General features: G+C 57.3%; 10 protein-coding genes and 1 pseudogene. 10 read left to right on the top strand and 1 reads right to left on the bottom strand.

Annotation, left to right across the window (positions count from 1 at the left end; genetic code table 11):
- Positions 1 to 21: 21 nt before the first annotated feature.
- Positions 22 to 417: a hypothetical protein gene (locus tag CVM73_RS41240; RefSeq protein ID WP_245452481.1), complete on the bottom strand. Its 396-nt coding sequence runs from the start codon at positions 415 to 417 to the stop codon at positions 22 to 24.
- A 386-nt stretch (positions 418 to 803) separates the two neighbouring features.
- On the opposite strand from CVM73_RS41240, the gene nodD1 reads away from it, so the two are divergent.
- The 10 genes and pseudogenes from nodD1 to CVM73_RS31000 all read left to right on the top strand — a co-directional run bounded on the left by nodD1 (position 804) and on the right by CVM73_RS31000 (position 12,575).
- Positions 804 to 1,748, top strand: coding sequence for a transcriptional regulator NodD1 (gene nodD1 / locus CVM73_RS31040; protein WP_100235581.1), 945 nt, complete (start codon positions 804 to 806; stop codon positions 1,746 to 1,748).
- A 643-nt stretch (positions 1,749 to 2,391) separates the two neighbouring features.
- Positions 2,392 to 3,384, top strand: a complete 993-nt coding sequence (gene nodD2, locus CVM73_RS31035; protein ID WP_100235580.1) for a transcriptional regulator NodD2 — start codon at positions 2,392 to 2,394, stop codon at positions 3,382 to 3,384.
- A 570-nt stretch (positions 3,385 to 3,954) separates the two neighbouring features.
- Positions 3,955 to 4,164, top strand: a complete 210-nt coding sequence (locus CVM73_RS31030; RefSeq protein ID WP_167407154.1) for a hypothetical protein — start codon at positions 3,955 to 3,957, stop codon at positions 4,162 to 4,164.
- A gap of 120 nt (positions 4,165 to 4,284) precedes the next feature.
- Positions 4,285 to 4,998: a MerR family transcriptional regulator gene (locus CVM73_RS31025; RefSeq protein ID WP_208639268.1), complete on the top strand. Its 714-nt coding sequence runs from the start codon at positions 4,285 to 4,287 to the stop codon at positions 4,996 to 4,998.
- A 305-nt stretch (positions 4,999 to 5,303) separates the two neighbouring features.
- Complete coding sequence (locus CVM73_RS31020) at positions 5,304 to 6,413, top strand: branched-chain amino acid ABC transporter substrate-binding protein (RefSeq protein WP_100235579.1); 1,110 nt, start codon at positions 5,304 to 5,306, stop codon at positions 6,411 to 6,413.
- A gap of 477 nt (positions 6,414 to 6,890) precedes the next feature.
- Positions 6,891 to 7,685, top strand: a pseudogene (locus tag CVM73_RS31015) (LLM class flavin-dependent oxidoreductase).
- Between the two features lie 1,996 nt (positions 7,686 to 9,681).
- Entirely contained in the window at positions 9,682 to 10,053 is a 372-nt protein-coding gene (locus CVM73_RS31010; protein WP_100235578.1) for a NolY, read from the top strand.
- Between the two features lie 229 nt (positions 10,054 to 10,282).
- Positions 10,283 to 10,717, top strand: a complete 435-nt coding sequence (locus tag CVM73_RS39415) for a hypothetical protein (RefSeq protein WP_146006684.1) — start codon at positions 10,283 to 10,285, stop codon at positions 10,715 to 10,717.
- Between the two features lies 1 nt (position 10,718).
- The gene (locus tag CVM73_RS31005; protein ID WP_100235599.1) at positions 10,719 to 10,964 is read left to right on the top strand and encodes a hypothetical protein; all 246 of its coding nucleotides are present in this window, start codon (positions 10,719 to 10,721) and stop codon (positions 10,962 to 10,964) included.
- 882 nt (positions 10,965 to 11,846) lie between these two features.
- Entirely contained in the window at positions 11,847 to 12,575 is a 729-nt protein-coding gene (locus CVM73_RS31000) for an outer membrane protein (protein ID WP_100235577.1), read from the top strand.
- The last annotated feature ends 109 nt before the right edge of the window (positions 12,576 to 12,684 follow it).

Raw genomic sequence — 12,684 nt, 5'->3', positions numbered from 1 at the left:
GGAGATGGTCACGAGAATTCGCTAGTCGCCGAACCGCTGATCAATACTGAAAAGCGCTGCCATGCTCCCTCGGAGCGCGGCGCTCCTCGCCTGCACCGTGCCGTGCGCCTTCACTCGCGACGAAGCGATCTCATGGTTCGCACTCGTCATCCGGCCAATGCCCTGCGCGAGATATCCCGGAAGATGCCGACGAGGCGATTGGACTAGCCAGAACCTGTCTGCACCACGGAGCTTTTCCGCCTCGTCCAGCATCTCTGTCGACGTTTTGACGTCTGCGGGCAGGCCTTCGATGCGCGGCGCCTCATCGATGGCGTAACCGAGTGGCATCAGATCACACTGGTTCTTATACATCTTCGACACGCCCTGAATGCGGTGGACAGGCGAGCCATTTGGAGAGTCGCCTGAATTCTTGGGCATCCGCAATCTGCGCCTGCCGCTATTTCCCGACACTAGAATGCGGCTGAACGCGCTCTCAAGTGTACGCGGGTAAACCTGCAATATGGAAACGGATGAAACACGCATACCAAGGTTTATGGAGACCTGCCTGGCGTCTCGATCGAACGAGCTTCGTACCGAGAAGAAGCGACGCGGCTCGCACGGCGTGCCCATAGCCGCCCTCGAAGCGGATGCGCCGGCTGCTCGCACCTCCAGGAGCTTTTCTCTGAGCCAGCGTGAGCGAGCAGCAGCCATCGTGGTATGCCTCATTACTTTTTTCAAACTTATGTTTGCTATCCAACATCCCGCAACTTGGTAAAATCGATAGTTCCGATGGAACACATCCACACGATGGATAGACTTACAACATGCGGTTCAAGGGACTTGATCTAAACCTTCTCGTTGCCCTCGATGCTCTGATGACGGAGCGCAACCTCACAGCGGCGGCGCGCAAAATTCACCTGAGCCAGCCCGCTATGAGCGCTGCGATCGCGCGGCTGCGCACCTATTTTCGCGATGAACTATTTACCATGAGAGGTCGCGAGCTCGTCCCGACACCTGGCGCGGAGGCGCTTGCGGGTCCGGTTCGCGAGGCCCTGCTGCACATCCAACTCTCGATCATATCGCGGGACGCGTTCGACCCTACTCAGTCGAGCCGACGCTTCAGGTTCATTCTCTCCGATTTCATGACGATCATCTTTCTTCGCAAAATTGTCGACCGTATTGCACAGGAAGCTCCCGCGGTACGCTTCGAATTGCTGCCATTTTCCGATGAACCCGATGAGCTGCTGCGCCGGGGGGAGGTGGACTTTCTCATTCTGCCGGAGCTGTTCATGTCGAGCGCGCATCCTAAGGCGACGCTGTTCGACGAGACCCTCGTATGCGTGGGATGCCGCGAGAACAAGCAGCTCACGCGGCAGCTGACATTCGAGAAATACATTTCGATGGGACACGTTACGGCGAAGTTCGGACGGGCGCTCAGACCAAACATCGAAGAATGGTTCTTGCTTGAGCACGGCGTCAAGAGACGCATTGAGATCGTTGTGCAGGGCTTTAGCTTGATTCCGCCCATATTGTTAGACACAGGCCGTATCGGCACAATGCCTTTACGACTCGCCAAACACTTCGAAAAGCGGATGCCACTGCGGATCATCGAACCGCCGCTCCCCCTGCCCACATTCACAGAGGCTGTGCAGTGGCCTGCGTTCCACAATACCGATCCGGCGAGCATTTGGATGCGGCGGATATTGCTGGAGGAAGCATCCAACATGGCATCTGGGCATCAGGAGCGTCCAACTCGCAGGCGCTGCTAGGCTCACCGTAAGCCACTCTCGGCAGCGTTCCAAACACGCTAACAATCCTTCGACCTGCTCGGCCGCTTTCGTCACTTCAACGTCTCTGAGGCGAAGCTGCCAGCGACGGACGATCGGCTGCGAAGGCTTGCCGAGTGTGAGCGTGGTGACCTCGCAGGTGAGGTTTGGTGCGCTTAAACCGCAAACAGGCGGCGCCCGACGCTATCGCGGCACAACACGCCTCCTCCAGTACAATAATGTTTGGCTTGCCCCATAAAATCGCTTGAACCGCACACTGCGTCAGGTTGTAGGTTGGCCGCCGTGACTAACGCTGCGCTATGCGGCCCTCGACTGGGCGCTTTGGCGAACTCACGGCACTGGCCGGACACTGGGTTGATCTGCCGTTAACCAACCGACCGCGTCTTGTTGCGTGGCTCGCCGGAAGCGGCCAGACCGATCAACTTCGGGACTCCTGACGGATTCCGGCCGCTGCTGGTCGGCCTACCGCCTTGCTCTCCATTGTTGCGCTCATTTCACGAGCGTCCTTTTCGCGATCGCAGGATGGAAACGATGTCCATTCGGGCGAGCCAATAGGACCTCCCCAGACGCAGCCGTCACCGCTCGTTGTATGCGCCGCAACTACGTTCATGCCGGATAAGAAGACATGCGTTTCAAAGGTCTGGATCTAAATCTTCTCGTCGCGCTGGATGCTCTAATGACTGAGCGCAACCTCAGCGCAGCGGCTCGCAAGATGAATCTTAGTCAGCCGGCCATGAGCGCAGCCGTTGCCCGGCTGCGCTCCTACTTCCGTGATGAGCTGTTTGGGATGAGGGGGCGGGAACTTGTCCCGACCTCACGCGCGGAAGGACTCGCAGCCCCTGTACGCGAGGCTCTAACGCACATCGATCTTTCAATTATCGCGCGGGACGTGTTCGATCCAGCTCGATCGAACCGGCGATTCAGGATCGGCCTTTCTGATTTTATAACAGTCGTATTCTTCCGAAATGTCGTGGAGCGCGTCGCACGAGAAGCACCGGCCGTCAGCTTCGAACTGGTCGCGCTCACCGATGAGCACGATGAGCTTCTTCGCCGCGGCGAAGTCGATTTTGTTATCTTGCCGGAATTATTCATGTCCGGCGCGCACCCCAGGGCGGCCCTATTCGAGGAGAGACTCGTCTGCGTAGGTTGCTGCACGAACAGCCAACTACTACGGGGGCTTACATTTGATCGATATATGTCGATGGGCCACGTTGCGGTTAAGGTCAAAGGTGCGCGCAAGACGCCGGTCGAAGAATCCCTTTTACTCGATCTCGGTCTCAATCGGCGCATCGACATTCTCGTGCAGAGCTTCAGCATGATCCCGCCCCTGCTGGTAGGTACCAACCGCATAGGGACGATGCCATTAGGGCTCGTAAAGCATTTCCAAAGAACAGTGCCCCTTCGCATTGCGGAGCTCCCGCAGCCGTTCCCCGCCTTCACTGAGGCGGTTCAATGGCCCGCGCTTCACAATAGCGACCCGGAAAGCCTGTGGATGCGAGAGATATTGTTGCAGGAGGCTACCCGCATGGCAACTGGGCAAGAGGCCTCCATCATCTGCACTTCGGAACGGGCTGATACTGCCGGAGATTTCGCACGATCTGTCCCGCCGTTGTCGTGAGGACGCTCGCAAGATCTGCGAACCTCATATCCCAACGAATGTCTCAACGCATACAGTTTTGTCTCGCCTCGCTCGAATTCATGGTCGCTCTATCAAGATCGTCGCAAAAGACGGCTGTCATGACGACGTTGTGTAGGTCTTTCGCACGTTGGCAATAGGCTCGACGTGCGAGCGGCGGGTCAGACTGTTGGCCTGGTTTTAGAGACAGGGACGTACGTTGCACCCGGCCGCCGGGCGCACCTGCGTCGATACAGCAGAACCGGGGCTGGGCTGCCCTCGTCAACTCTCCGAATCAGTAGCGGCTCCCGAAGAGCGGAGACGCTTCAGCTTCTTCGGAAGCCGTACCATCACGCGCCGTGAGCGTGATGGTCATCGATCATGCACATGACCACGATCTCTTGCGCCGTCGAGGCAAGCATCGCGCACGCATGTTGCCCTGCCGCATCACATGGGAGTACATCGCATCTTCGTCGCTCCGCGCCGCGGGTCTGACTTCTTTTGGCCCTATCGCAGCCAAACGTCTTGACGACGTGCGCTGCCATGACGCAATGACAAGCAAGGAGCTGAACGTTGGAGCAATGCAGCGGCGTGTTCGATCCGGAAGAGCTTTCCGTCCTGGGACGCCTTTATGATAGTGCGATCACCGCGCTCCCCCCATCGATGCGAAGTCCGGAAAATCGCACAGCAATCGCCAAACTCATCCTGGAGCGTACAGCGGCTGGCGAGGCTCAACTGGCAAGCCTGACGAACTTGTTGATCACCATTTCCCCTCAGGGTTGATCCCCCGCCATTCTGAGGATAGTCACCAGTCTCGCGCTGGAATGGAAGACGATCCAGCTAGAGCTTTGAAATAGCTTGAATCACACGTGACGTCAGGTTGTAGGCTTTGAAATGAACAACATGAGCAAAGCTATACCACGAAGGCGTCGATGGCGCATTGGCGAACTTGCAGAGGCGACCGGAGTAACGGTACGCACGTTGCATCATTATGAACACACCGGGCTCCTAGCAGCTTCAGAGCGTACTGACGGCGGCCACCGGATGTACGACCGCGAAAGCGTGCAACGGGTTCACCAAATTCGAGCGCTACGTGAGCTTGGCTTCTCCCTTGTCGAGATCCGTAAAGCTATGGAGGGCACGACCTCACTTACCGATCTTCTGCGCAAACATTTAGAACGGATAGAACTTCAAGTCGCTCGAGCAACTCTGCTGCGAGATCGCTTGCGCAACATGACCATCGACAGTGATATCCAGGTAAGTGTGGATGAGCTGCCTGCCACCCTCAATGCCATGTCGCGGGTCGAGACGCATAATCAGACGTCCCGATGCACCTGCAAGTTAGCTGCAGATCGCGAGGAGCGGTGGCGGCGGATCCGCGACGACCTGCGTGATTGTATGGATCGAGGGGAGCATCCTTGCGGCGAGCGGGCAAAGGCTGTCGCAGTCGCAGCACGCTTGCTGATCGGCGAAATCGCTGGCGCCGATTCACGCGTTTCGACGATCCTGAAGGTACTTGCACGATTAAGCGCCCCCCGTAGTCTGGCTGGTTGGGATCCCTGCCTCATGCAATATCTCGATCTGGCCCTTGGCGGGTTGGAGGATCAGCCGTACTGACGTCCTCCTGGCCGGCTCCGCATGGCATTGCCGATAGGCGCTCGTCGGCTCTGATGCGGGCCAACAGTTTTATGGACTGAACCGGACAGTCGTCGTGACCTCGTCGATCCGCGCTCCCTGACGCACCATCGAGGCTCCTTCAAAACGGCCTTGAAACGCACCTAACGTCAAATTGTAAGTTCTACCGTGGTCGCCACTCTGGCCGACCAACACAAGCTTCGCCTTGACAGACAGTCTCAACGTGTAGACATGTCTGATTACAGCTGCCGGCGGTTACTCTTCAGGTGAACATTGGGAGCTCTACAATGTTGAATCGTTGCGCGTCTGCTGCGAGTGCAGCGCTTCTCTTCTGCGCCCTCTCCTCTGTTGCGCGCGGCTCCGACGTCAATATTGCCGTGGCTGGCCCAATGAGCGGAAGCAGCGCTGCGTTCGGCGCACAAATGCGCGATGGTGCAGCTGCGGCAGTCGAGGCGTTGAACGCTTCTGGCCTATTTCTCGATACCAAGGTGATATTGACTGTCGCCGACGACGCGTGCGACCCGAAGCAAGCTGTCGCAGTCGCGAATAAGCTCACGACAGAGCGGGCCCGGTTGGTCGTTGGCCATTTTTGTTCTTCTGCGTCGATCCCGGCCTCCGAGATCTACGCCGAAGCAGGCATTATTCAGGTGTCACCAGGCTCGTCAAATCCTCAGCTAACAGAACGGGGCCTTGAGACTGTCTTTCGTATCTGCGGCCGCGACGACCAACAGGGCATCGTTGCCGCAGAGTATATTCACCGGACCTTCCCTAACGACAAGATCGCAGTGCTCGACGACAAGAGCACCGCAGGCAAGGGTGTCGCCGACGTTGTTGAAGCCCAGCTTCGGAGATTTGGTGAACAAGTCATTCGCCAAAGCTATGTAGCCGGTGAAAAGGATTACAGGGCGCTGGTCTCAAGGATGAAGAAGGAACGGGTGCGCGTCGCCTATATCGGCGGTTATCATACCGAAATCGGATTGTTTGTACGCCAGGCGTCAGAAGCAAGAGCGGAACTTATGGTCATGGCGAACGATCCTTTGATGACCTCTGAATTCTGGGCCATTACAGGCAGCGCCGGAATTGGCACGTTGTTTACCTTCATGCCGGACCCCACCAGGAATGCCAATGCGGCCGGCGTGGTGGCCGAACTCCAAGCTTCCAACCTGTCCGCTGAAGGCTACACGCTTTACGCCTATGCGGCCGTGCAAGCATGGGCAGAGGCGGTGAACCGGACCGGTTCTTTCAATGCTGTGCGCGTAGCTAGGGCACTTCGTTCACGGCCGACCGATACCGTGATTGGCCCAGTCCGGTTCGATAGAAAGGGAGACAATGCGGCTCCTGGCTTTCTGGTTTACCGCTGGCGAGACGGCCGTGTTGAAACTGTCGAGCAGAACTGATTGGCGGCATCGCCGCCTCCCCAGATCCAAAGTGAAACGGATGATGGGACGCAGTCAGGTCGTTGGAGCAGCGATACTCGCAAGCTCTCTTATACTTGCAGCTTTCGGAGCGTTTTTCGCGTTCGTTGCAGCGCTCGCAGAGCTAGCCGATGTCGACCTGACGGAGACGCTACGTCCGATGATAGACAAATAGAGCCGTACCGAGCTGATCTGGCACGCAAGGCACAGGACCTCTGAAGCGGCTAACGATGCTTCTGGTCGAGCACATCCTCGCTGTGGAGGCGCTTCGGGAACGTCTGTCAATGGTGCGACCGGACCGCCATTTGCGCATTCTCGTGATCCACTCACATGGTGCAAGCTCAGATCCACGCCAAGAGAAACGGCCTAAGTGGTCAAACGACGAACGAGACCTCTTTGAGCGCGACGGTATGAAGCAATCAGGCCTCGCCATCTGCCCCATCATCGGAGATTAATCGAGTGAAGAGTGGCCTTCCAAGACCAAGGTGCGGTATTTTCGACCATTTGGATGACGACGGCCGAGATGCCGCACGACAATATGAAGATCGTCTCAAGCTGACCGAGGCCTGCGACTCGCTCGGTTTCTACGCTTATCACCTGGCCGAACCCGGCGATTACGCTTCGGTCCGCTCGTCCTGTTGCTCAACCTTTATCATCCATTGCGCGCATTCGAAGAGATCTGCATGCTTGACCAATTGAGCGGCGGCAGGCTCGAGGTCGGGATAGGCCGCGGCTCCCAGCCGATTGAATGGGGTTATTTCGGCATCACTGCCGACGCTGCACCAAGCCGTTATACGGGGCCAGTGAAATCCTCAATATTGCGCTGAAGGGACATACGCTATCTTATCAGGGACACCACTTCGAGTTCAGCGAAGTACCCCTAATGTTGAGGCCTCATCAACGTCCATATCCGCCTATCTGGATCGCGAGCCAATCGGGCTGAGACGGCGCAGTGGGCCACGACGGCCGAAACTGCGTATCGGCGATGGCTGGAGAGCTTTAAGTTCCTTTACGAGCTTAACGCACATTCCGACACCGTCCGCCCTTCCGCTGACCTTCGATGCAGCACTTGAGAGCGAATTGTGCGTCGTTGGGACGCCGGCTTCCGTCCGACAGCTTCTTCTTCAGCAGATGGAAGTGGCAGGTGCCAACTACTTACTTTGCCAGCTTGCATTCGGAGACCTTCCGCTGGAGATTTCCCTGTACACCGCAACCGCAATCAAAGCTGAAATTCTCGATAGCTTTGACGAATAATGTCTGCATTGGGGGATCGTATGCGTGGCAAGTAGACCGACGCACTGAGGTTAACCGAAGGTGGTCGCGATTTTGGTTGTCGTTTGCCCGGGACGAAGGCGACCGTCAGCCTCAATGGCCGCGATATCTGACCACCTGGCGCCCCTATTTGGGGGCGAGCTTTGGCTTAGCGAGCGTTTGCGAACCGCTTTATCAACTCATCCGCGGCCGAACGCTCTTCGTTCGCTTCGATCTCGCGGGCCTTTTCAATGAAGGCGCGCGATTGCTCAGGCTCATCCTGCATCTGCGGGAGGCCGGAGCTGGTCGGATAGTCGCCGACGAGACTCCATGACCCTGTCTTCGGCTTATGGGATCGAGGAGTGTTTCTGGCATCTTCGTGACATCTGACGTCCAATTTAGAGGTATTCGCCAGCGATCAGAGCTGCGACCTTTCTGTCTTCTCCATCATGGCCACCCCGTCATCGACGAATCAGCAGGCTCGCCTAAAGTGCCCATAAGATCACCGCAGCAAGACGGCGGGAAACACTAACTCGCTTTCGAGGTAAGAGAACGATTACGCGCGTGCGCGATCCACGAACTGGATACATCCCATCAACACTTTCGATTTTACCAATTTCAGACAAATACCCCATAAGTCGATCGCCGGTTTTCCGGAAAGCACATTTCACGAATGTCGTGTGAGCAATGGACCCTTTTTGCTTTCAGCATAGTCGCAGGCAGATTCAAGGTTCTCGCGGCTGCATCGCCAACGAGACCCATCAATCTTTGGAATCGATGCACGTGCGGCGCAAATGCGGTCGGGTGGCTAATCGCAACGTCGGGCGCGTAACCTATCGCGCTGGCGCCTCCCCTTTTGCAATCATACGAAGGCCCTCCAAGAAGATCGACTCTCACGCACATCGGTTGGTCAAGGTAAATGCGTGCGCTGCATAGCATTGGGGCAGGCGAACTGCCCTCTACGAAGGTGCGGGCTGGACTATTTGCCCCGACCAGGCGGGCGCCGCCGACAATCCGACGCTGTCGCAGCCTTCAAACAAAGCAGTGCGGTCAGCTATCTGACCACGCTACGTGCAAGCCGCATATTCTCCGGCCAGGACGAGGCAATGATGTCGATCGGTGTGATGAGACCAGCCTAGCGATCTTACTGCCCGCCCCCGTACGCCGTGTGACCGTGGTGTCTCACTCTGCTCGCGTCCTCAGTCTTCGTCGGCAGGCGGATTCCACACCCATTTCCTACAGACTGACGCTACCCCATCTCATTCTATGCGCTGGCGCTGTTCGACCATATCCTGGCGCGGTTATCCCTTCTCAGCATTCCTTACATCACCATCGGAACGAGGGGTGGAGATACGCGATCTGCCGGTCTTGTCTCTTAGCGCCCCCACCTTCCAGGAGCCCATCCGCACCCTCGTCGGACCAGGCAACGCCTGTCAACGAATGGAGAGAGAAACCGCAGACGTATGTAGCGGATGTTATTTCTGAGTTGCCTGGCATGGGCTGGGATTTAATTTTCTGGCATAATGAGGAGGCCGGTCTGGACCAGTTGACGGCGTGCCTTCAGCAACAGCTTCGTCCAGCGCCAAGCGCTCTTTATGGCACTCTGCCTCGCGAGGCCTCAGGTTATGTCTGGATCGCTATGACAGGCGGCAAGCAATCCCGCACCAGTTCGGGCCGCACTTCTCTCGACCTGCCGTCATCAGCGGTGTCCCCACTGGCTGGAGTCACTGTCACTGTCCGTCGCGCTGCACCGGCTCGGCCGTCGAATCAAATGACGGGCCATCTACAACGCAGTTCGCAGCGTTCTATAGTCGTTTCCGCCTTTGCGGCCCTGTCGCGGCACATGCTGCCACCCTCACCCTTCGGCGACCGTGCGTGCGCACCTTGCCTTGTGCAGCAGCCATTCGTTCTATCGCCCGTCTGCCGTCCCGCGAACGGGAAGGCACGACACAACCGTTCTCAGCCTGCTGCCTGCATTCAACTACTTTGGAGCAACACCGTGGAACTTGACCCTTCCAATTCACGCTCAGAGGACCTCGAGCATCGCATCGACCTGCAACTCGACATCGTGGCCGCCCTCATACGCGAAGAGGGGAACGAGCTCGAAGCGGTCCGACTGCTAAATGCACTCACAAATCAGATGATTACGGCGGAACTGGAGCTCGGCCGGCTCGGCGATACGAGAACCCGCGCCGGCGACCGGCAAACGACGCGACTGTCGCGAGACCGTGGCGTTTACTACCCAGAAGACCTTCAGGTTTTGGGACGCCTTCTCGATCAGGCCGTGGCGGCATTACCGGCAGTGCTCCGAACCCCCGCCAATCGAATGAAGATCGCGAAACTAATTCTGTCACGTGCAGCAGCGGACTGAGATTTCAGTTGATGGCGCGCTTATCAAACGTTTATCGCTGGGCGGACTGCTACGGCCGTACGCACCAGGGATCGACGAGTTGGCGTTTATGGCTCACCGCCCCGTAATCGCGCCGGTGCCGCTGGCTTTTCCATGTCACGACTGATCGTCGCGATGCTCGAAAGCTGGAGCCCGCACCGAGAGCAGGAGGCCGCGCAGGGTCGAGCAAAGGACGACGTCACGCGGACACATGTCAGAAAGCAAACAAGCAGTGACGGGAGAACGCCACATGCTTCCAGAAACTAGAGACTGCGAAAGGAGCGGAACGATCTATTTTCATCGATGTGCGGCTTTAGTCGTGACTGGCATGGCGCTGATCTTCCAATTGCAGGAAGAAGAGCCACAATTATTGACCGATACCGAGCAACAAGAGCACTTCGGCAACGAAGCCGTGAAACGCGAGATCGTCTCAACCGCTTCAGAATTATTTCGAATGGGCCCGGAAATACAACATTCGGGGTCATCTGAACTTCAACAAACATCTATAAATTCGTCGAAGCACCGAGAGCAGCTCGATGTCCGAGCGTACTGCGGCTCTGATATCTTATTTGCTGGGACAAGCCACAGACTCTCGGTTTGCTTTTGCGAAGGTACTTCCTTGTATCAGGACGTGGTGGAGTGTTGAGATGGATCAGTTGTTATCCGAGCAAGTGCAAATGCAAGATGCTATCGTAAGCGCAGCCTTTGATAAGGCCTGGCGCTTTGTGGAGAAGGATCCGTTGCTGGCGCATAATCGCAAGACGATCCTCTATAGCCGGTTGTGCACTTTTCTTGAGTCTTCGATAAAGAAGGGCGAACGGAATACTTTGAATCTGGCTAACGAGGCGATACGCAGCTTGCGGGCTGAACTGGCGCCGTCGACCGCGCAATAGGGCGCTTGAACTTCTACTGTCACATGAGTTTGGCTTGTCAAGTCCTTGGGAGGGGCCTTATGTGGCGGCAAAACAACCGGGGCAGAGCGTGGTGGTGCTGACCTTAATCCAATCATGTTCAGCCCCGCTGAAGACGAGCACGTTCACGAGGACTGTCGCCTTTGCAGCTCTTCTGGTGACCACAGACCAATCACCTGCAACGCAGAGAAAGTCGGCGACGAGACGGGACAGCCGAGCTAATAGTCGCCGACGGCAGGAAAAGCCATACCGTTTCCTCTCCTGACTTTTGGCTCGGCACGAGCTTGCATGTTCAAGCAAGATCCTCATCAGGCACAGCCGCATCGGCTCCTTGACACTCGTCGATCGAGGTCGAGCTTGAGGATCATCGTGCTGCACTTGCGATAGGTCCTGGGTCAAACGCGATCCAGGCCTGTGATCGATCATCGCCGCATCGCTCACGATTGCAAGCGGCAGCACGACGGTGCTGACGGGAGAATGAGGTTGAGCGCACAAGACGCGTCCTTCGATCGGCGGTCTTCATTTACCGAACTCTCTGAATAGCGAGCATGCACGTGACGTGTTGGTTCAGCCTGGCTTTGTCGCTAGTCAGCGACAGAGGGAGCCAAACAGCTCGCAGCGCGGCGTCCCGTCACAGGTCATCACGAACGGACCGTATTCGAAGAAGCATCGGCGCGAAGCGACCAGTGTCAGGCCCAGCATTTCGGTCGAGGCAGTGCATGGCACGTTGCGCGCTCCACAATCTGACGCGGCGTGCGATTGGACCCATTTCTTTCGAAGACATGTTGTGCGGCAGTTACAGCAATTTGCGTTCATATTGTTAAAGGCACGACGCCGGGGGCACCGAAAGGAAACGACACTCGAATGAAAAAGATTCTGATTCTGACTGCAAGCATTGGCGCACTCGGCGCCGCCGCTCCCTCATTCGGCACGGACCTGGCCGGACAGCCCGTCAAGGTCAAGGCGCCACTGCTGCCGGTCGCAGCCCCGATTATCGACTGGTCCGGCTACTATATCGGTGTCAATGGTGGTTGGGGAACGAGCCACAATTGCTGGGATTTCAATGGCGTCACTCCCGAGGGCTGCCATAATTCGACCGGCGGGACCATTGGCGGCCAGATTGGCTATCGTTGGCAGATCTTCAACATGGTCTACGGCATCGAAGGTCAGGGCAACTGGGCCGACTTCAGCGGCTCCAATGTCAGCACCGCCTTTCCGGCAAACACCGTTGGCACCACGACAGACGCATTCGGTCTACTCACGGGACATATCGGCTACGCGTTCAATGCCGTCCTACTTTACGGAAAGGGTGGTGCTGCGGTGACCAGCAACAACTATGTCCTCAATTCGGTCGCTTCTGGCGCCGAGCTTGCCAACAGCAATGATGTGCGTTGGGGTGGCGTGCTGGGGGCCGGTGCCGAAGTCAGCCTCACGCCGACCTGGTCAGCTGGCGTCGAGTATAATCACTTGTTCATGCAGCGCAGCAACATAAGCTTCCCAGGCTTTCTCGGCACGGACCGCGCCCACCAGGACATTGATCTCATCACGGCACGGCTCAATTACAAGTTTGGCTCGCCCTTTGCCAAATACTGATCTCCACGCGGTTGCGTGAATCGGAACCCCGACCCCGGTCGGGGTTCTTTCCTCAGCTGCTCCTCTCCCCGCCGGCGCCCAGTCCAGTTCCGAAGCACCAGGTGCGAGC

It is taken from the genome of Bradyrhizobium forestalis, from assembly GCF_002795245.1.
GTDB classification, from domain to species: Bacteria; Pseudomonadota; Alphaproteobacteria; order Rhizobiales; family Xanthobacteraceae; genus Bradyrhizobium; species Bradyrhizobium forestalis.
This window is presented reverse-complemented; position numbering and strand designations above follow the sequence as displayed.

Coding starts and splice junctions, on each gene's coding strand:
- nodD1 (WP_100235581.1), top strand. CDS start 804: ATGCGGTTCAAGGGACTTGATCTAAACCTTCTCGTTGCCCTCGATGCT.
- CVM73_RS41240 (WP_245452481.1), bottom strand. CDS start 417: ATGCCCAAGAATTCAGGCGACTCTCCAAATGGCTCGCCTGTCCACCGC.
- CVM73_RS31025 (WP_208639268.1), top strand. CDS start 4,285: ATGAGCAAAGCTATACCACGAAGGCGTCGATGGCGCATTGGCGAACTT.
- CVM73_RS31005 (WP_100235599.1), top strand. CDS start 10,719: ATGGATCAGTTGTTATCCGAGCAAGTGCAAATGCAAGATGCTATCGTA.
- CVM73_RS31020 (WP_100235579.1), top strand. CDS start 5,304: ATGTTGAATCGTTGCGCGTCTGCTGCGAGTGCAGCGCTTCTCTTCTGC.
- CVM73_RS31000 (WP_100235577.1), top strand. CDS start 11,847: ATGAAAAAGATTCTGATTCTGACTGCAAGCATTGGCGCACTCGGCGCC.
- nodD2 (WP_100235580.1), top strand. CDS start 2,392: ATGCGTTTCAAAGGTCTGGATCTAAATCTTCTCGTCGCGCTGGATGCT.
- CVM73_RS39415 (WP_146006684.1), top strand. CDS start 10,283: ATGTCAGAAAGCAAACAAGCAGTGACGGGAGAACGCCACATGCTTCCA.